The organism is Hyphococcus flavus, assembly GCF_028748065.1.
In the GTDB taxonomy this organism is placed as follows: domain Bacteria; phylum Pseudomonadota; class Alphaproteobacteria; order Caulobacterales; family Parvularculaceae; genus Hyphococcus; species Hyphococcus flavus.
Window position 1 is genome coordinate 693,057 of sequence record NZ_CP118166.1, and the last position, 17,412, is coordinate 710,468.

Here is a 17,412-nt window from a genome sequence, read left to right on the forward strand (position 1 = left end):
ATTACTTGCGGGCTTTCGCCAAAAGCCGGGTGACCTCTTCCTGAATGACATCGTCTGTCACCGGCGGCATGTCATTGGCGTCCAGGTAACACTCAAGCGCTTCAAGAATGATCGCCTGACAGGACATATCGAGATCGCGCGAAGCATATTTCAGTCGCACAAGCTCTGGCGCAGGCATCCGCAATTTGCAGATGGCCTTCCGAACGCCGCTCATGCGATCGCTTGCGTTCTTTTGAGCCGACGCCGCTTGTGACGTCAGCCGCGCACGGGCCGCCGCACGGGTCTGCATGGTCATGATTTTCCATGCGTCTGGCGAAGGAGTCGCACTTTCTTGCGTTGGCGCATCGGGCGTGGAGTGAACCAGACGCACAGCGCTGTTCTGGCGCAAATATGGCGTTTCCCGCAGCTCGGTTTCCGTCGTCTGACCTTCACTATCAGACGCTGCGCCGGTTTCACGCAGACTTTCTATTGACTTTTCACTGATGTTTTTTGGCGCACCGGGACTGTTCGCTGGGCGCATGGGCCGCATTTCAATATCGACCCCTTCATGCGCAACGGCATCGACAGCAGGCAGCGCTTCCCCCTTACGCGCCAGCAAGCTGCCCGAAAGAGATGCGTATCCTCCGCCATCGCCGGAGGCGTTTTGAGCGTAGGCATTCATTATTGCGCCGCCCTGCGTCCGAAGACACGATTGTGCGGGTTGGTCATGCCGCTATCATCCTGCGCACGATAACCGCCCTCGGCGCGCTGCAGGCGTTCATGCAGGTATTTCCAAAGCGCGGTGACTTCCTGCGACGACTGGCAGAACGGGTCGATTTCCATCACGGTTCGCCCATCGATCATTGATGCGGCGAAATCGACGCGATGATGAACTGTAACGGGCGCGACAGTGCCATGTTGCGAAAGCGCGACCGCAGCCTCTGATGTGATCCTTGCACGCTGCGTTGCGCCATTGACAACGAAAATAAGTTGCTTGCCGCGCGCCTCGGCGATGTCAACGGTTGGACCAACAGCACGCAAGTCATGAGGGCTGGGACGCGTCGGCGCCACGACAATATCGGCGAAGCTGACGACCTCGGAAATGGCGCGGGTCACCGCTGGCGGCGTGTCGATGACAACGAGGCGAAACCCTTCTTCCCGCGCACTATCAAGATCGTAAAAAAGATTTGAAAAGACAGACTGGATAAAGGCCGGCGACGGGTCCTTGCGCACGTTCCACCACTTCGCAAGCGACCCTTGCGGATCGGTGTCGATCAGCGCAACGGGCCCCGCCCCCTGGCGCTCCGCCTCAACGGCGATGTGCCCTGATAATGTCGTCTTGCCAGAACCGCCCTTTTGCGATGCAAAGACGATGACACGCATCGATGAAAGCATGCGCCCTCCAGAACACTCACGTTCGAACCCAACTGCGCGCCCAGTATGCGCAAAATCGTGTTAACGCCGCGCGTGAAGCGCTTCGATAATTTTGTTAAAATTTGCGGAAACGGATGAAGATAAAAAGCGCCGGCAGCAACCTAGATACGCAAGGCCGCCGCCAACGCATTTTTGTTTTATGGTAAATCGATTAATTGACGCTTAAGCACGAAATCATTTCTACTGAAATGATTGCAGTTCGTCCAAATTCGTTATGCCGATTTCGTCCTGCACTTTCGTCATCAGACGCGTGATATGTGCGATCCGCGGATTGGATTCCCAGTCCCAGTAACGCAGCACCGCCCGGGCGAAATCGCGCGCCATGGAATCGAAAATCGCCAGAAGCGCTTCAGCCTTTTGCTTCGCCGCGTCGTCGTCGGCGGCTTTTGCAAAGAAATCGTAAAATTCTTCTCTTGGCACGCCGAGGCTCTTGCACAGGACAGCCATTGGCTCACCGCCGTTGTCGCGGACGATACGGCCGGAAAGGTCGCGGCTGACACCACCTATCATGGCGATCGCATCAATCACTTCCTGAGACGGATATTTGCACGCAGCAGACAATGTCCGCTTGACGATATCCATGGAGACCGGTTCGCCATTAACGCCGCGCGGCCGGTGGCGGCGTTCCGCGAGAATCAGGATTTCCTTGACGACCATGTCGTTGTCGCCGCCCCGGAAAACACGTGGATAAAGATCGGACAAGGCGTCCTGGACCGTCGACCGATCCATGGCGAAGCGGTTCAGTATCCGCCGGCGGCGTTCTCCATCGACCCACCAGAACATGATAAAACCGTGAGCCGGCTCCAGTTCCCGCCGCCGCAAGAGATGGGTTTGCAGTTCCTTGTTCACCGCCGACAAGGCCACAAGCTTGTTCACCGCCGCTGGCGACAGCAAACATTCCTCCCGCTTCAAAACGAGCTTGCAGACGTCCATCTCTTCATAAGCGATGCATGCATCGGCAACTGAGGTGGAAAGATCTATGCGCCGCGCAATCATCATCCGGTGCGCCATGGCGCCTTCATGAGCCGCTTCAATCAGCAACGCTTCCGGCAGAGAATCAGCGGTTGTGATGATTTTTTCCGCGACTGCCGGTTCGTCCAGCAGCAGCATGCGAACGAGCGCTGGCGGCGACTCCGCTACCCGCGCGACACGCCGCGCCACTTCGGCCCTCAGTTCCGGCTCAACTTTATCGAGGACCTGTAAAAGAATATCGGCGACGAGCGCGCGTTCGTTTGATGAAATGCGGCCGGCCGGCAGAACGACAATATCGTTCAATTTCCGGACGAGCAGGGTGCGCACGCTCGGCCCGGACGCGCTTAAGGGCGTCAGCAACGCCCCTACATCCGACGAGCCCGGCCGGGCGTCCTCAACAGCGTCAAAATCGGTCATATTGCGCGAAAACCGCCTTTCTGATCCAAGCGTTGTAACCGGAACACCGTTAACGTTGGATTTCACTTTTTTGGCGTGTTTCCCAAGACCTCGCGGCTTTCGGGTGCTAGGGTTTCACTTCGTAAACAGGGGATGACCGATAATCGTGACCGTTCAGAATTCCTTTCCCAGCCTCAAACTCCTGCTGGCCGCCAGTGTTCTCGCCATTTCGGGGTGCGCCTCCACAGCCGATTATCAGGCGCTGCAAGCCTCGCCAGGCTTTGCCGCCGGATATGGCGACGGCTGCTCCACCGCGACGGAAGAAGACAAGAGCTTTTCAATAAAGCGTACCCGTGACGCCTATGCATTTGACAACGACGAAGGGTACCGCGCCGGCTGGCGGCAGGGATATCTTGAATGCGCCCATCAGACGCCGGAAGCAAAAGACGGTGGCCGGATCCTCGGCGAGCGCAACGAATATTAATGAACGCTTAAAGCAAAAGACACGAAGCAATCTTTTAAAAATGAAAAAGGCGGCGCCGGCGTTTCCGGGCCGCCTTTTTCATTGAATGGCTAATAAAGCTTATTCTTCGTTCGTCGCGCTCTCATCTTCGGCAGGGGCGCTTTCCTGATTATCGTCTTCCGAAGAGGCGTCACCACCGCTGGAATTACGTTGTCTGGATGGAAGTCCTGATGCTTCCAGCGCTTCACACTCCGCAATACGCTCTTGCTCACGCTGCAGTTCCGCAGGATCATCTTCGCGGTTTTGCAGGTCGCGAATGCGGCGGTCGCGCTCAAATCGTGCGATATCTGCGACGCATTCTTCCATTCTTTGCTGATAATCCAGATCAAGCCCATCCCAATACGTGTTTTCCACTGCATTGATGTAAGCGATCCATTCGCTGGCGCGCTGCGCAGCATTACGATAGCGCTGTGCGTTACGGAATGCCTGACGGGCGCTTCTCCAACGACCTGTATCGGACGGTCCCGCCTGGCTGAAACGCGCAGTACCGAGAAGCAGCCACGCATCGCCGGTGTCGTTGCTTTCAAGACCGCCGCGGTTAAGTGCGTTTTGCAGCGCTGTTTGCGCAGCAGAATATTGTTCATCAGCAAGAAGAACCTGGCCGAGGCGGTAGAACAGCTCGCCATCGCCAGAGGCCCGCGCCGCTTCGCGCAAGATCGGGATCGACCGCTTGTGCTCTCGAGCCTGACTCCACAGCTGCGAAAGCAGGATCAGGTTATCCTGATCGCGATCGACATTGCCGGCGTTCATCTCGCGATCGAGCATTACAGCGCCGCGATAAGGGTTTTCAAAAAACGAATAATACTGGACCAGGGTGATAATCTCGCTCTCGCTGTCGAGAAGTCCAGCACGATACGCAACCTCCAGCACAGAAAAGGCTTCGCGGTCGCGATTGGTCTGGGAATAAGCGCCAGAAAGCTGTGTCCAGTAGCTCTTTTCACCTGGCCACAAGTTGATCATCCGCTCGAGCAGATCAATGCGCTTGGTCGTTCTTCTCAGTTCCGAATAAACAAGGTTGGCGAGATCGTAATAGTTTTTCCGGGACTCAGTCGAACCGGCAAGGGCCTGCTCAATCGGACTTTCAGCCGCATTATAGTTAGGCGGGTTGATAGAAACATAAGCCGCGCCCAGCAGATAATACGCATTCGGATCAACCGAAACGCCACATTGTTGCGCCGTGCGGATCCATTGGTTCAATCCGGAAATCGCCGTCTGGTAATCTTCCATCTGGAAGTTCAGCTGAGCGATGAAGTAGCGCAGCTGGTTATTACGTGACGGCGGCAGGCCGTTGGCATTCAACGCCGCCTGCATGTCTTGCAAGGCGCCGCGATAGTTATCCATGTTGACTTTGACGTTGGCGCGCAGTTCCAGCACCGTTGAACGCTCATAAGCGCTCATGCCGTCGCCGCGATTGGCGATCAGTTCATTAAAGCCGGCAAGCGCTTCGGCCCAGCGCTCTTCCTGCATCATCACGTACAGGTCCTGGATCGCCAAACCGATACGCGGCGACAAGGTTGCGGAAGGACCGCCCTCTTCAGCGTCACATTGCGACTGCTGCGCATAGGCTGGCGCGGTCGTCACGCCTGTCATCAGCAATGCCGAAACCGATGCAGCGGCCGTCAAACAAAGATTACGATAGTTACCACGCATAATATTCATCCTGCTGTCCCGGCCCCTGTTCCTAGCAGTCTCTTAGCGCCTGCTTTTTTGTCTTCAGGCGCCGCACACAAGTTACTCCGACAATTCAAACGTAATGACGGTCTGAACACCGCGGCGCCACTGCGCCTGATTGTCAACGATCTTCGGCTGATACTTCCAGCGCTCGACCGAGCGTGTCGCAGCGCGATTCAAGCAGCTGTTACTGGTATCGACCACCTGAATATTCGTCGTCTGTCCGTCTGGCGTCACATCAAACTGGACGGATACGGATTCGCTGGCCGACGCACGGCCCATACAACGCTCAGGATATTGCGGCGGAATACGCACCAATGGCTGCGCGTCGCGGTCTGGGTTGAAACCGGAGCCAATATTCAAATTCGCGTCGATTGTCGGTATCTCTGCACGAACGCCGTCAAGCGCCGGACGGTTCGACGGGTCATTAACCGCAGGCGGCGGCGGCGGCGGCGCATCCAGCGTCGGCCGCTTGAATTCCTGATTGGCTGAATTGAGATCGGTGTCGTCAATTTGCGACGTAATGCTCAAATTCAGGGCGTCGCGTTCTTCATCGAGCTTGAGGTCGTTGCGGATCAGTTCCGCCATCAGCAGGAACAGGCCAACTGTAACGACAACCGCGCCAGGAACGCCAACAAACAACCGAAAAAAAGATCCCATGATCTTGTCTCCTTAAACGTCTTCCGTAGAGACGGCGACATCGGTAATGCCGGTGGCGCGAATCTGATTGACGACTTCAACGAGAAGCCGTGTTTTCGAAGCGGAGTCGGCCTGCACGACCGCCGTCCCTCTAGGGTTTTCACGACGCAACTGTTCGACAGCGGTCTTTACGCCTTCCAGCTCGACACGCTCTTTATTAATCCAGATCTCATCATCTTCGGAAATGGCGACAATGATGGAGGCGAGCTTGCGTTCTGACGCTGTCACCGCGCCCGGACGCTCAATTTCAACGCCAGGCTCTTTCACGAAGGTCGACGTCACGATGAAGAAGATCAGCATGATGAAGACGATATCGAGCAGCGGCGTGACGTTTACGTCATCATCGTTGTCGGGTTGTGCAAAACTACGTCTCGCCATAATTTTTCCGCCTACAAACTAACTTCTTACCGAGCCTGCGCTCGCCTATTGTTGCGCTTTCTGCAATGCCAGCGTCACCGGACAACCGGAATTACAACCGTCTCTCGCCTGGTCCATCACCTCAACCACCACGCCGGATTCCGATTCCGGCGCCGCGCTGACAAGGACCACGCCCTGCGGCTCGCGCGCATAAAACTCCTGCACCACCGGCGTCACAGAACCCGGATCAATCACGCGAACATTATTGACACGCACAAAACCGTCTTCTTGCACCGCCAACAAAATCGCCGGCGGCGGCACGCTATCTGTTTCCTCATTGTCTTCCGGCACGTTCACGTCGATGCCCTGCTCGCGCAGGAAGGTCGCCGTAACGATAAAGAAGATCAGCAGGATGAAGACGATGTCGAGCAGCGGCGTAATATTGACGTCCGCTGAATCGTCTGAATGGATCGCCTTTTTTCTCATAGCGCTACTCGATCAACAGTTCGTCTGAAATTTTATGCGACGCCTTCTGCGCATTGCGGTCGAAAGCGTTGATGAAAATGAGACCGGACAGCGAAGCGACAAGCCCCGCCATGGTCGGAATGGTCGCCTTGGAGATGCCGGCGGCCATAAGACGCGCATTGGAAGAGCCCGTGGTCGCCATGACGTCGAACACTTCAACCATGCCCGTCACCGTGCCGAGAAGACCCAGAAGCGGGGTTACCGCCACCAGCGCGCGGATCACGCCATTGTTGCGCTGCGCCTCCTGGTTGGCTTCTGAAATGAGCCGCTCTCGAACCGCGTGCGCGTACCAGGACTTGTGATCGTTGCGGGCGGCCCAGGCGCGCTTGGCGCGCTTCACCACACCGCCATGAGCGCCGCCCCAATACATGAGCCGCTCAATAATCAGCGCCCACATAAAGAAGGTCGTACCCATGATGATAACAAGGACATTGCCGCCGGTGGCGAGAAACTCAATCAGCGATTCGTAGCCGGAGTTAAACAATCCCATGGATCGAGATCCCTTTTCCCTGAACCGGCGCCAATAAGCGGCTCCGGCCCGTTGCGGGCGTAGGGACCGGGCAATTAAGCCCGGCCACCTTCCGCATGTTCAGCGATGATGCCTGCAGCCTGCTCTTCCAGAATTTGCGTAACGCGCTTGGACGCGCCGGCCGCAAAAGCGTGAAGCAGCAAGAGCGGGATCGCCGCAATAAGGCCGAGCACCGTAGTAACAAGCGCTTCGGAAATACCGGACGCCATGATCTGCGGGTCGCCGGTGCCGAACAGCGTGATCGCCTGGAAAGTGTTGATCATGCCGATAACCGTACCGAGAAGACCGAGCAGCGGCGCAACCGCGGCAAGCACCTTGACCAGATTGAGACCGCCTTCGAGTTTCGGCACCTCTTTGAGGATCGCGTCGTCAAGCTTGAGCGCGACTGTCTCAACGTCATTTGAGTTGGTGTTCTCGTAAGCAAGCATCACGCGGCCAAGCGGGTTGGCTTTAGACGCTTTCTTGCGGCGAACCTGGCTGCGCACGGCGCCGGCCGTCATGGTCAACGTCACCCACTTGTAAACACCAAGGAGAACGCCGAGCACTGTCACGATACCGATGATGCGGCCAACCGGACCACCCTGGTCAAAACGCTCTTTCAGGGTCGGCGTTTCAACAACGAGACCAAGCAATGTGCCGAGCGTCGGGTCGAGCGCGCCGCGAACGAACCCGTCGCCGCTTGCATTCTCAACACGGCTCGCCGCGCCGCGAATAGCGCCGGATGGCTGACGCGGCAGGAAGCGAAGCTTGCCGCTTTCGTTGAACGTAAGATAACGATCGCCAGAGAATGCGACGAACGGACCGATACGGGTAATGGTTTCTTCCTGCTCCTGACCATCGGCGCCAAGAATAGTTGTGTTGTACGTAACCGTCTTACCCTGTTCGGACATCTGCTGGATCATGATCTCCCAAAGATCACGAAGCTGATCTTCCGTAGGCAGCTTTTCCGTCTGGGCAAGCTCCATAAGGGTAACTTCACGGCCCGGGAACTGAGAGGAGATGATCGAGGACTGAACCTGGGCGCTCAGGTCAGCAGCAGCCGTACGGGCGGCGCCGAAGAGTTCCTGGAATTCGCCCTGCTTGGAGGCCAGCTCGCTATCAAGTTCGGCGATCCGCTCCTGATTTTCCTCCATCACGCCTTCAAGGCGCGTGGACTCGGCTTCTTCAGCCGCAACCTGATTGCGTACGCGCGTTAACTCAGCCTGCTGCTGATTACGCTGCTGAAGAAAACGCTGCTCACGCTCGCGATTTTCCTGACTGACTTCGCTGCGCTCCTGACGGACCGCCTGAAGCACCTGGTCAAGCGTGACCTGCGCATTCGCAGAAGACATCGCGCCTGATGAGAAATCCATGCTCGCCGCCGTAACGCCGGCGATCAGGGAAAGAGAAGCAAGTTTGAAGAGTTTCATGACTTGTAATTCCTTTTAACCGTTTTTCGCCGTTACTGTGCCTGAACCGGCGGCTTGACCGGCGCGAAGAAAATATCCGGCGCGGTTTGTTCTTTAGCCATGCGGATCGCGTATTTTATATCCTGCAAATACGTGCCGCGGTTGAGATCGGTCCAACCGTTCTGGTCAGTGTCCCAAATGCGCAATACCGAGTCGTCGCCATTCTTGAAGACAAGCGCGACGCGGCCGATCTGCAAGCATTCGCCCGTTACTTCGCCGCCTTCGCCGGCGATGGTGCATTCGTTGACGTTGACCGTGCGGCCTTTTTCAAGCTCGATCTGATAGCCTTCGACAATCAGGCGGTAACGCTGCGCCGCTGACATGTCAGGATCGGAAAGAACGTTTTGGAGACGAGCGGCGCGCTCTGCGCGATCTTCGATCTCGAACGGCAAGTCAGCCTCAACGATTTCGCTGAAGCGGCCAACCATGTCTTCCATCAGTGGCTGCATGGCGCGCTGCAGACCTTCGACATTCTCAATGTCTTCTTGAAGTTGCGTAATCTTGCGCTCTTGCGCTTCGATGTTCCGGCGCAGGGAGGCGTTGTACCGGCGCGCCGCTTCGAGCTGCTTCAAGTTCGCCCGATAATCATTCAGAAGGCTCGCCGTCTGATCATCAAGCTCATCAATGCGCTGCTGCGATGCAGCTGTAGAGCGCGCTGTCGCCTGGCTTTCATCAAGGGCGGAGCGGAATTGCGCCTCAGCTGGCGCGCTCATAACAGCAAGCGCTGTCGCCGCTGAACCCAAAATCGCTAATCTTTTCATAAATGCCTCACCTACCGGAATGTTGCGGCTGATATTAGCGGCGCTACCGCCGCGGAACAAAGACGCGTCGCCGCGCCGATCTGATGCACGCATACGCGCGCTGAAAACTCGATTTAAGTTACTCGTCACCCCTTCAACGTCCCCTGTTTATCCCCGAACCTGAGAATCTTTCTTATATTTGCCGCAGAATTGCAACGCTGATGTGACCCCGAAGGCCCCACGCGCGTATTTTTGATCCGCTGGCTGCAAGAATTTTACCCTATTTCACGCGACCGAAACGATCACCCCTGAAGAGCGGCCGCACACACACCCCGTTAGTTTGTAACAACACTCGGGCGTGCTGGCAAACACTTAATTTCGAGCCGGATTATAGGCGTTCAGATTAACCATAAGCTAATCCGCGCCAGAAAAACTGGGGACTTCACAATTGCTTGAAGCATTAGCGAAAATAACTGATTAATGCTTGCTCTAACACGAGAAGTGGTGGCTGGGGCGCCAGGATTCGAACCTGGGAATGTCGATACCAAAAACCGATGCCTTACCACTTGGCGACGCCCCAATGGCCCCGCCGCGCGGGCGACGGGAGCGGGCGAGATAGCGCTTTCGCGCAGCACTTGCAATGGGGCCTGGGCGCTAAAATAACCAGAAAAAACAACATCGCGCACGATCAGGCCCGATCAGTCACACGCGCATTCAAAATCGTGATTGCGCGGGACTTGCCCCATCGTTATAGAGGCGCTCCCGCGCGGCCCGGCGGGGCTGGTTTCGCGCCAGCGATTTCGGAGTGTAGCTCAGCCTGGTAGAGCACTGTCTTCGGGAGGCAGGGGCCGGGTGTTCGAATCACCCCACTCCGACCATTCTTCGCACTTTATGCTTTAGCGTGATAAGGCGCTCCCATTCAAACTCGGTGCGTGTGAAACATATGCCACGCCGGAGTTCGGGCGTATCTTTTTTATTCAGCCGCAGGGCCCGCTTGTCCGCCGGCGATCTTCCAGCCGTCATCACGCTTCACCATGGCGAGCGTCATCCAGCCGCCGAAAGCAAATCCTTGCCGATCATCCGTATAGCGAATGTCATATTGATATTTTGCCGAGACAAGCACCGCGCCTGGGGTCAAATCGGTTAAAAGGATATCCTCGAATGTCATGGTCGCGTTCGCGCCTTCAGCCATTAGCGCATTTAAGGATTGTGCTGCGGCTTCACCGCTTTCATATTGAACGGTGCCCCGGTCGATCCAGTGGAAACCCGCATCGCGGTCGTAAATTGCACCCGCCTTTTCGATGTCGCCTGCGTTTATTGCATCCGCAAAGGCGATTAACGCATCACGCGCCGCTTGTTTATCGGCGCCAGCGGAGTCTGCTTCGGCACAGGCCGATGAGAGCATAAATACAAGCGCAACTACCGTAATTTTAAAAATGGTTTTCACAACCGCGCCCCTAATCACGCACTCAACTTCTCAGGATCGAGCCTTGGTAGCGCACCAGAGAGAACGGACGCCGTCAATCCTTCAGCTTCGGTAAGGTAATTATCGGCGAAGAATTTCGCGATGGCGATACGCGATTCCAGATAATCCTTGTCGCCGACGCCTTCATGGGCGCTCAGCGCAGCCGCCATGGCTGCGCGGCCAAGGTAATATCCGCCGGCGACATTGCCGAACTGCTTCAAATAAGGAACGGCGCCGGCAAGCACCGCTTCCTGATCATCCTTGGCGAGACCTAACAATCCGTCAGTAGACGCATCAAGGGCATCAACAGCGGCGTTCAACCGTTGGCCAATATGTTGGAGGTCTTCGCGCTTGGCCGCTTTCAAAATTCCCGCTTCATCGCGAACATTCTGAACAAACGCGCGCGCCGCCGCGCCGCCATCGCCCTGCAGCTTGCGACCCACAAGGTCCATGGCCTGAATGCCGTTGGTGCCTTCATAGATGGCGGCGATGCGCGCGTCGCGCATATGCTGAGCGGCGCCGGTTTCCTCGACATAGCCCATGCCGCCATGGACCTGCACGCCGAGCGAAGTCACATCGTTGGCGCGATCGGTCGACCACGCCTTTGAAATCGGCGTCAATAGTTCTTCAAGCGCTTTTGCTTCTTGACGCTTTTCTTCATCGTTCGCTGTTCTTGCGAGATCGTAGGCGACCGCATTGGCGTAACAGATCGCGCGGGAAGCATCGACCAGCGCTTTCATGGAATAAAGCATGCGGCGCACGTCCTGATGCTCATAGATGGCAACCATCTCGCCTGACTTCACGCCCGGCGCACGGCCCTGTTTGCGTTCGAGCGCATAAGCGAGCGCCCGCTGGTAAGCGCGCTCCGCAACACCGACCCCTTGAACGCCGACGTCAAGCCTTGCCGAGTTCATCATAATGAACATGTTTTTAAGGCCTTTGTTTTCAGCGCCTAAAAGCGTGCCGTAACATTCGCCATTATCGCCATAGGACATGACGCAAGTGGGCGAGCCGTGCAGGCCCATCTTTTCTTCAAGCTTGATGCAGTGTGCGTCATTGCGGGCGCCAAGCGAGCCGTCCTCGTTCACATGCACCTTCGGTACGATGAACATGGAGATGCCGCTCGTCCCCTCAGGCGCATCAGGAAGGCGTGCAAGCACGAGATGGATGATATTATCCGTCATGTCGTGATCGCCGTAGGTGATATAAATCTTCTGTCCACTGATTTTATAACGGCCATCGCCGACCGGTTCGGCTTTGGTGCGCACGGCGGAAAGGTCAGAGCCTGCCTGTGGCTCAGTCAGGTTCATAGTGCCGGTCCATTCGCCGGAAACCATCTTTTCAAGATAAAGCTGTTTTTGCTCATCGGTGCCGACGGCTTTCAGCGCCTTAACAGCCCCGGTCGTCAGTGTCGTGCCAATAGCGAAGGACATGCACGCACCATTGAGAGCGTCAACCAGCGCAACGGCGAGCGCCTGCGGCAGTCCCTGCCCGCCCGCTTCCTCTGGAAAGGCAAGCGAGCCCCATCCGCTTTCGATGTACTGGGCATAGGCTTCTTTGAAACCAGGCGTGGTCCGCACAACGCCATTCTCAAGCTTCGCGCCATTCTGGTCCGACATCTCGTTCAGCGGCGCCACGGCCTGATCGCAGTATTTTCCCATCTCCTCCAGAATCGCTTCGAGGAGATCGTCGGAAAGTTCGGGATAGGCGCCGGTTTTTTCCAGCGCATCGAACCCGGCGGCGTGTTGGAGAACAAACCGCATATCGCGAATGGGCGTTTTAAAAGTCATCGGCGGACCTCTGATTGCAGCAAAATCATGGCGTTCTTGTGTCGCAAAACCGGCGCGACCGCCAGTCCCGATTACAGTTTGTTTATCGTTATCAAACAGGCGTGAAGCGTCCTCGCTTCGTCGCATTTGAGATTGTCAAATCCCAAGCAGCGCGCCATCTGCGCTCGCCTGGGCGGAACGGTCCGCCTGCTTCTATGGTGAACTTTCCATGCGTCACATCATGCTCGCGGCCGCGTTATGCGTAACGGCGGCGACCTCCGCTCATGCGGACCCTTACGGCAAAATTTTCGGCGGCGCGACGTTTCCGTCAGACCAGGACATTACCGCCGATTTCCCAAGCATCGGTTCTGGCGCCGGCGAGATCGACACGAAAGCCGGTTATCTCGTAGGTGGCGCGTTGGGCGCTGACCTTTCCAAGTTTTTCGCAATCGAAGGAGAAGTCGCATATCGCTCAAAAGGCGTTAACGGCATTATTGTCGAAGACTTCGGCCTGCCAATCGACGGCAATATCAATGCGCTCAGCTTCATGGGGAACGCCATTGTCAAATCGCCGTTCGAGAACGGCTTTACGCCCTATATCGGCGCTGGCGCCGGCGGCGCGCGTGTGGGCGGACCTGGCGACCATGACCTCGTCTTTGCATGGCAGGGTATTGGAGGCGTCAGCAAAAACCTCAGCCAGCGTATTAGCGCCGGTGTTGAATACCGTTATCTTGACGCAGCGACCTCGACCTTCTCGGACGGCGTCGATACGCTTGAGATGGAATACGACTCCCATAGCATCAACCTTGTTCTTATGAGAAAATTCTAGGCTTAAACCTGAATCAGTAAGGGCGCGGCAGGGTTTTCCTGACCGCGCCTTTTTTATAGAACGTCTTTGCGCGCGCCTCGGCTTGGAATTTGCTAGTTTATCCCGGCGGAGAAATATTATGACGCGAACAAAGTCAGTAACCTTAACGCTTGCCGCTATCACCGCCCTTCTGATGACGGGCAACGCTGGCGCCGCCGTTTCCTATCAGTATGACGGTGTTTATGCAGGCGCAGCGACGCTGTCTGAAGGATTGTCGGACCCGGCCTGCCGCGCGCTGCCACTCAGCAGCATTGAGATTCGCAACGGCGCCCTGCGGGCATGGGACGGCTCATGGCAGACTGTTAAAGGCGTCGTCATGCAGGACGGCTTTTTTAACGCTGACTTTTATTTTCCTGGACGACACGGCGTCGTTTTCGAAGGCAGGATAGACGGCGGCGGCCGGTTGACGGGCGGCGTTTTCGACAATGGCTGCGCGTGGATTGTCGAGCTTATGAAAATAAGCTGACGCCTGACGCGGATGGTCAAAGGCTGGGGTTCTGGTTAACGGCTGGCGAACCGAACCACGACGCTTTATGTCACCCTTTATGAGCAACGATACCAATGGCAGCCAGGTAAAAACACCGATGGCGATTAATGATGCAGTCGATCAGGCCAAAGACGTCATCCTATCCGGCGGGCTCGTCGCCATGCCCACGGAAACGGTTTACGGGCTCGCTGCGGACGCCACCAACGATTCTGCTGTTGCTCGCATCTTTGAAGCCAAAGGGCGCCCGCAATTTAATCCACTCATCATACATGTCAGCGGCGCTGAGATGGCGAAGGCGTATGTTGAGTTTTCACCGATGGCGGAAAAACTGGAGCAAGCCTTTTGGCCGGGACCGCTGACGCTCGTATTGCCGCGACGCGAGGACAGTCCTCTGTCGTTGCTTGTTTCCGCCGGTCTCGACACGGTCGGCGTGCGCATGCCGGATCATTTGATCGCGCAAACCCTGATCAAAGCGGTTGAGAGACCGCTCGCCGCGCCAAGCGCAAACCAGTCGGGCGGCATCAGTCCGACACGCGCCGAGGATGTCAGGCAATCCTTGGACGAACGTGTCGATATGATCATTGACGGCGGCCAATGCACGATTGGTGTTGAATCGACGATTGTGAAAGTTGAGGACGATAACGTAACGCTGCTGCGCCCAGGCGGCGTTCCCCGGGAAGACATTGGGTGCATCATAGGCAAACAATTGTTAAATGCCGGCGATGCAAAGATTGAAGCGCCCGGCATGATGACCAGCCATTATGCGCCTGACGCTGTCATGCGCCTGAATGCAAACTCACAGGAAGAAGGCGAAGTGTTTCTGGGCTACGGAAAAGTTAGTGGTTCAGGAGAATTTGCACTGAACCTGTCTCAAACAGGCGACTTGCGAGAAGCCGCCGCCAATCTTTTCAGTCATCTGCGCGCGCTTGACCGCATGGCGGCGGCGCATGGTCTCAAAACTATTGCAGCGGCGCGTGTTCCCATGGAAGGTCTAGGCGAAGCGATAAACGATCGTTTGAAGCGCGCAGCCGCGCCGCGTTGACTATCAAAAAACACTGCAACTACCGTTTTCTGTCTGCTGAAAAGCTCTGTGAGATGGCGCCAAACGGCGCACCAACTCACGGTTCAGACCGGGGGAGATCAAGCCGTCGGGGTTTCAGCACGCCAGTGAATTCGGTCTGTAATGATTTCTATTCAGGCTTTTTGAACTTGAATAAAAAGCGGTCTGTTTTGCGCCGTACGCTTGGGTCGAAAACGCCTGTTGCGTAGTTGTCATCAGGATTACGTAAGACATCGCTTTCGCCGGCGAAAATGAGTCCCGCATCTGTTGCAAGCTGTTTTACAATAGCCGGGTCGATACGATGGGTCGTGCCGCCAGTGCTCGCCGGAGAGCCCGTCGCCGCAGCATGATCGAGCACCACAAAAACGCCGCCCGGTTTCAGGATACGGAAAATTTCAGCGTAGGTTGCTTCAACGCTGCCGAGCGAGCCAGCGCCATTGGGTTCGTAATAGAGTTCGTGCGGCCCCAAAATCCATGTCACGATGTCAGCGGCGCCGTTTTCGGCATCCAGATTGTCAAAATTGGTTTTCGAAACGCGGACATTGCCGAGGCGCCCATCAACGCGCTCTGGAACGGCATCGCCCAGAAAAGTATCAAACGCTTGCGGGTTCTGCATCACGACTTCGCCGTCAGGACCGACAAGCTTTGAGAACAGCTCCGTATAATACCCGGCGCCCGCTTCCATTTCGAACAATGTCATGCCCGGCTCTACGCCGATGAAGGAGAGAACATTCGCAGGTTTGCGCAGTTCATCGTCAGCCTTGTCTGCTTCAGGCCGCGCGGGATCAGCAAGCGCTGCTGAAACAGCGCCCTCATCAGAACCCTGCCCGCCACACGCTGTTAAAAGCGATAGCGCCGCCGCGAACGCTGCTAAAATTCGTAAGCGCATTTCTCTCTCCCAGAAATGTTCGGCCCCTTACCGGGCCGGGCGCGAGTGTTAACTGGCTTTCCGCCTGATTGCAAAAGCGTTCAACCCTCGGGCGAAGGAAGTCAGATTGCTTGAACCGCCGCGCGTGGGTGACTACTAAATTGGCTAAACCGGATCAGACCATATGCCCGATATAAAACGACCTGCCCCCTCAATGAGCGCCCTTCGCGCCATAAAGGATGTTGTCGGCCCTAAAGGCGAGATTGCAAGCGATGATGCGGCGCCGTTTTTATCTGAATGGCGCGGGCGCTGGCCGGGCGAAGCCGCGATGATCGTTTGCCCGGCTTCAACGGAAGAAGTGGCGAAGATTGTCAAAATCTGCGCTGATCACAACATCGCGATAACGCCGCAAGGCGGCAACACGGGACTGGTCGGCGGACAGATACCGTCCGGCGACGAGATATTGCTTTCATTGAAACGCATGCGCCGCATCCGTGAAATCGAACCCCTTAACAACACCATGACCGTGGATGCCGGGTTGACGCTCGCCGAGGCTCAGGAGGCGGCGAAAGAAGCTGATCGTTTGTTCCCGCTTTCTATCGGGTCGGAAGGCTCGTGCCAGATCGGCGGTATCATTTCGACGAATGCCGGCGGCGTGAATGTTTTGCGGTACGGCAACACGCGCGATCTCGTGTTGGGCCTGGAAGCGGTGTTGCCGAACGGCGAAATCCTGTCGAGCCTTAAACGTCTGCGTAAGGATAATACGGGCTACGACCTGAAACAGCTTTTCATCGGCGGCGAAGGCACGCTCGGGATCGTAACTGCGGCGGTGTTGAAGTTATTCCCCTTGCCTGCGGAAAAAGTCACTGTCTGCGCTGGCGTCAGTTCCGCCCGGGACGCAGTGGCTTTGCTTTCGTACGCACAGAATGAAACCGGCGGCGCAGCAACAAGTTTTGAATTGATGGCGCGTATTTGCATCGATCTTGTGCTGAAGCATATTCCTGATACGCGCGACCCACTTGGCGAGCGTCACCCGTTCTACGTGCTGATGGAGTTTTCATCGGGGCAGAAGACGGGACTGCGCAGCGATATCGAAGACATGCTCGCCGGCGCGCTGGAAAAAGGCTTGATAAAGGATGCGGTCATCGCCGAAAACGAAGCGCAGACCCAAAGCCTGTGGCGCATCCGTCACTCGATTTCCGAAGGCATCAATGGCGAGGGGCTGGGCGCGCGGCATGATGTTTCCGTCGCCACCAGCGATATTCCTGCTTTTCTTGAAAAAGCAGGAGCAGCGGTGGCGCGCCTCGCGCCCGGTGCGCGCGTCGTCGCCTTCGGCCATATTGGCGACGGTAATGTTCACTATGATGTTGTGGGAGCTGAGGGCGGCGGCCCGCATGCGCTGGATGATAAACGCGCCAAAATCGAGTCCGCCGTTTACGATGTGATCGACTCATTCAATGGATCGATCTCCGCCGAACATGGCGTTGGCCGCCACCGCCGCGACACGCTCGCCAAACGTAAAAGCGAGGTCGAACTCGGTATGATGCGTGCGATTAAAAACGCTCTTGATCCCAATGGCATCATGAACCCGGGCAAGATGATTTAACGAGGAAAACTTTTAT

The 17,412-nt window shown here is 56.5% G+C and carries 18 protein-coding genes and 2 tRNA genes; 6 read left to right on the forward strand and 14 right to left on the reverse strand.

Annotation, left to right across the window (positions count from 1 at the left end; all coding sequences use genetic code 11):
- Position 1: 1 nt before the first annotated feature.
- The 3 genes from PUV54_RS03410 to PUV54_RS03420 all read right to left on the reverse strand — a co-directional run bounded on the left by PUV54_RS03410 (position 2) and on the right by PUV54_RS03420 (position 2,802).
- Entirely contained in the window at positions 2-661 is a 660-nt protein-coding gene (locus PUV54_RS03410) for a hypothetical protein (protein WP_274494157.1), read from the reverse strand.
- The gene (locus PUV54_RS03415; protein WP_420797934.1) at positions 661-1,362 is read right to left on the reverse strand and encodes an AAA family ATPase; all 702 of its coding nucleotides are present in this window, start codon (positions 1,360-1,362) and stop codon (positions 661-663) included. Before PUV54_RS03415 ends, PUV54_RS03410 begins: the two co-directional genes overlap by 1 nt.
- A 231-nt stretch (positions 1,363-1,593) precedes the next feature.
- On the reverse strand, positions 1,594-2,802 hold the full coding sequence (locus tag PUV54_RS03420; protein WP_274494160.1) for a DUF2336 domain-containing protein: 1,209 nt from the start codon (positions 2,800-2,802) through the stop codon (positions 1,594-1,596).
- A gap of 145 nt (positions 2,803-2,947) precedes the next feature.
- Here PUV54_RS03420 and PUV54_RS03425 point away from each other — a divergent pair, with 145 nt between their 5' ends.
- The gene (locus PUV54_RS03425; protein WP_274494161.1) at positions 2,948-3,265 is read left to right on the forward strand and encodes a hypothetical protein; all 318 of its coding nucleotides are present in this window, start codon (positions 2,948-2,950) and stop codon (positions 3,263-3,265) included.
- Positions 3,266-3,364: 99 nt separating this feature from the next.
- Here PUV54_RS03425 and PUV54_RS03430 read toward each other — a convergent pair whose 3' ends face one another.
- The 8 genes from PUV54_RS03430 to PUV54_RS03465 all read right to left on the reverse strand — a co-directional run bounded on the left by PUV54_RS03430 (position 3,365) and on the right by PUV54_RS03465 (position 9,853).
- Complete coding sequence (locus PUV54_RS03430; RefSeq protein ID WP_274494162.1) at positions 3,365-4,954, reverse strand: tetratricopeptide repeat protein; 1,590 nt, start codon at positions 4,952-4,954, stop codon at positions 3,365-3,367.
- Between the two features lie 81 nt (positions 4,955-5,035).
- Positions 5,036-5,635 (reverse strand): energy transducer TonB, encoded by a 600-nt coding sequence (locus PUV54_RS03435; protein ID WP_274494163.1) that lies wholly within the window; start codon positions 5,633-5,635, stop codon positions 5,036-5,038.
- A 12-nt stretch (positions 5,636-5,647) separates the two neighbouring features.
- The gene (locus PUV54_RS03440; protein ID WP_274494164.1) at positions 5,648-6,052 is read right to left on the reverse strand and encodes an ExbD/TolR family protein; all 405 of its coding nucleotides are present in this window, start codon (positions 6,050-6,052) and stop codon (positions 5,648-5,650) included.
- Positions 6,053-6,097: 45 nt separating this feature from the next.
- On the reverse strand, positions 6,098-6,517 hold the full coding sequence (locus PUV54_RS03445) for an ExbD/TolR family protein (protein ID WP_274494165.1): 420 nt from the start codon (positions 6,515-6,517) through the stop codon (positions 6,098-6,100).
- 4 nt (positions 6,518-6,521) lie between these two features.
- On the reverse strand, positions 6,522-7,046 hold the full coding sequence (locus PUV54_RS03450) for a MotA/TolQ/ExbB proton channel family protein (RefSeq protein WP_274494167.1): 525 nt from the start codon (positions 7,044-7,046) through the stop codon (positions 6,522-6,524).
- Positions 7,047-7,120: 74 nt separating this feature from the next.
- Positions 7,121-8,494 (reverse strand): MotA/TolQ/ExbB proton channel family protein, encoded by a 1,374-nt coding sequence (locus PUV54_RS03455; RefSeq protein WP_274494168.1) that lies wholly within the window; start codon positions 8,492-8,494, stop codon positions 7,121-7,123.
- Between the two features lie 32 nt (positions 8,495-8,526).
- Entirely contained in the window at positions 8,527-9,294 is a 768-nt protein-coding gene (locus tag PUV54_RS03460) for a DUF3450 domain-containing protein (RefSeq protein ID WP_274494169.1), read from the reverse strand.
- A 484-nt stretch (positions 9,295-9,778) separates the two neighbouring features.
- Positions 9,779-9,853 (reverse strand) — tRNA-Gln (locus PUV54_RS03465).
- Between the two features lie 221 nt (positions 9,854-10,074).
- On the opposite strand from PUV54_RS03465, the gene PUV54_RS03470 reads away from it, so the two are divergent.
- A tRNA-Pro gene (locus PUV54_RS03470) sits at positions 10,075-10,151 on the forward strand.
- 95 nt (positions 10,152-10,246) lie between these two features.
- On the opposite strand, the gene PUV54_RS03475 is transcribed toward PUV54_RS03470, so the two are convergent.
- Together PUV54_RS03475 and PUV54_RS03480 are read right to left on the reverse strand one after the other, a co-directional pair.
- Positions 10,247-10,720 carry a YybH family protein gene (locus tag PUV54_RS03475; protein WP_274494170.1) on the reverse strand — a complete coding sequence of 158 codons (474 nt, stop codon included), beginning with the start codon at positions 10,718-10,720 and terminating at the stop codon, positions 10,247-10,249.
- Positions 10,721-10,734: 14 nt separating this feature from the next.
- Positions 10,735-12,654 (reverse strand): acyl-CoA dehydrogenase, encoded by a 1,920-nt coding sequence (locus tag PUV54_RS03480; RefSeq protein WP_274494171.1) that lies wholly within the window; start codon positions 12,652-12,654, stop codon positions 10,735-10,737.
- 82 nt (positions 12,655-12,736) lie between these two features.
- On the opposite strand from PUV54_RS03480, the gene PUV54_RS03485 reads away from it, so the two are divergent.
- From PUV54_RS03485 to PUV54_RS03495, 3 genes are all read left to right on the forward strand, one after another.
- Positions 12,737-13,336, forward strand: a complete 600-nt coding sequence (locus PUV54_RS03485) for an outer membrane protein (RefSeq protein ID WP_274494172.1) — start codon at positions 12,737-12,739, stop codon at positions 13,334-13,336.
- A 118-nt stretch (positions 13,337-13,454) separates the two neighbouring features.
- Entirely contained in the window at positions 13,455-13,841 is a 387-nt protein-coding gene (locus PUV54_RS03490; RefSeq protein ID WP_274494173.1) for a hypothetical protein, read from the forward strand.
- Between the two features lie 79 nt (positions 13,842-13,920).
- Entirely contained in the window at positions 13,921-14,904 is a 984-nt protein-coding gene (locus PUV54_RS03495; RefSeq protein ID WP_274494174.1) for an L-threonylcarbamoyladenylate synthase, read from the forward strand.
- A gap of 148 nt (positions 14,905-15,052) precedes the next feature.
- Here PUV54_RS03495 and PUV54_RS03500 read toward each other — a convergent pair whose 3' ends face one another.
- Positions 15,053-15,811, reverse strand: coding sequence for a class I SAM-dependent methyltransferase (locus PUV54_RS03500; protein WP_274494175.1), 759 nt, complete (start codon positions 15,809-15,811; stop codon positions 15,053-15,055).
- Between the two features lie 193 nt (positions 15,812-16,004).
- Between PUV54_RS03500 and PUV54_RS03505 the strand changes: the two genes are divergently transcribed.
- Entirely contained in the window at positions 16,005-17,396 is a 1,392-nt protein-coding gene (locus PUV54_RS03505; RefSeq protein ID WP_274494176.1) for an FAD-binding oxidoreductase, read from the forward strand.
- Positions 17,397-17,412: the final 16 nt, after the last annotated feature.

What these genes read in the sequence shown, in the direction of transcription:
- PUV54_RS03435 (WP_274494163.1), bottom strand. Translation starts at nt 5,635, where the DNA reads ATGGGATCTTTTTTTCGGTTGTTTGTTGGCGTTCCTGGCGCGGTTGTC.
- PUV54_RS03410 (WP_274494157.1), bottom strand. Translation starts at nt 661, where the DNA reads ATGAATGCCTACGCTCAAAACGCCTCCGGCGATGGCGGAGGATACGCA.
- PUV54_RS03445 (WP_274494165.1), bottom strand. Translation starts at nt 6,517, where the DNA reads ATGAGAAAAAAGGCGATCCATTCAGACGATTCAGCGGACGTCAATATT.
- PUV54_RS03440 (WP_274494164.1), bottom strand. Translation starts at nt 6,052, where the DNA reads ATGGCGAGACGTAGTTTTGCACAACCCGACAACGATGATGACGTAAAC.
- PUV54_RS03430 (WP_274494162.1), bottom strand. Translation starts at nt 4,954, where the DNA reads ATGCGTGGTAACTATCGTAATCTTTGTTTGACGGCCGCTGCATCGGTT.
- PUV54_RS03450 (WP_274494167.1), bottom strand. Translation starts at nt 7,046, where the DNA reads ATGGGATTGTTTAACTCCGGCTACGAATCGCTGATTGAGTTTCTCGCC.
- PUV54_RS03460 (WP_274494169.1), bottom strand. Translation starts at nt 9,294, where the DNA reads ATGAAAAGATTAGCGATTTTGGGTTCAGCGGCGACAGCGCTTGCTGTT.
- PUV54_RS03420 (WP_274494160.1), bottom strand. Translation starts at nt 2,802, where the DNA reads ATGACCGATTTTGACGCTGTTGAGGACGCCCGGCCGGGCTCGTCGGAT.
- PUV54_RS03455 (WP_274494168.1), bottom strand. Translation starts at nt 8,494, where the DNA reads ATGAAACTCTTCAAACTTGCTTCTCTTTCCCTGATCGCCGGCGTTACG.
- PUV54_RS03415 (WP_420797934.1), bottom strand. Translation starts at nt 1,362, where the DNA reads ATGCGTGTCATCGTCTTTGCATCGCAAAAGGGCGGTTCTGGCAAGACG.
- PUV54_RS03490 (WP_274494173.1), top strand. Translation starts at nt 13,455, where the DNA reads ATGACGCGAACAAAGTCAGTAACCTTAACGCTTGCCGCTATCACCGCC.
- PUV54_RS03500 (WP_274494175.1), bottom strand. Translation starts at nt 15,811, where the DNA reads ATGCGCTTACGAATTTTAGCAGCGTTCGCGGCGGCGCTATCGCTTTTA.
- PUV54_RS03485 (WP_274494172.1), top strand. Translation starts at nt 12,737, where the DNA reads ATGCGTCACATCATGCTCGCGGCCGCGTTATGCGTAACGGCGGCGACC.
- PUV54_RS03505 (WP_274494176.1), top strand. Translation starts at nt 16,005, where the DNA reads ATGAGCGCCCTTCGCGCCATAAAGGATGTTGTCGGCCCTAAAGGCGAG.
- PUV54_RS03495 (WP_274494174.1), top strand. Translation starts at nt 13,921, where the DNA reads ATGAGCAACGATACCAATGGCAGCCAGGTAAAAACACCGATGGCGATT.
- PUV54_RS03480 (WP_274494171.1), bottom strand. Translation starts at nt 12,654, where the DNA reads ATGCGACGAAGCGAGGACGCTTCACGCCTGTTTGATAACGATAAACAA.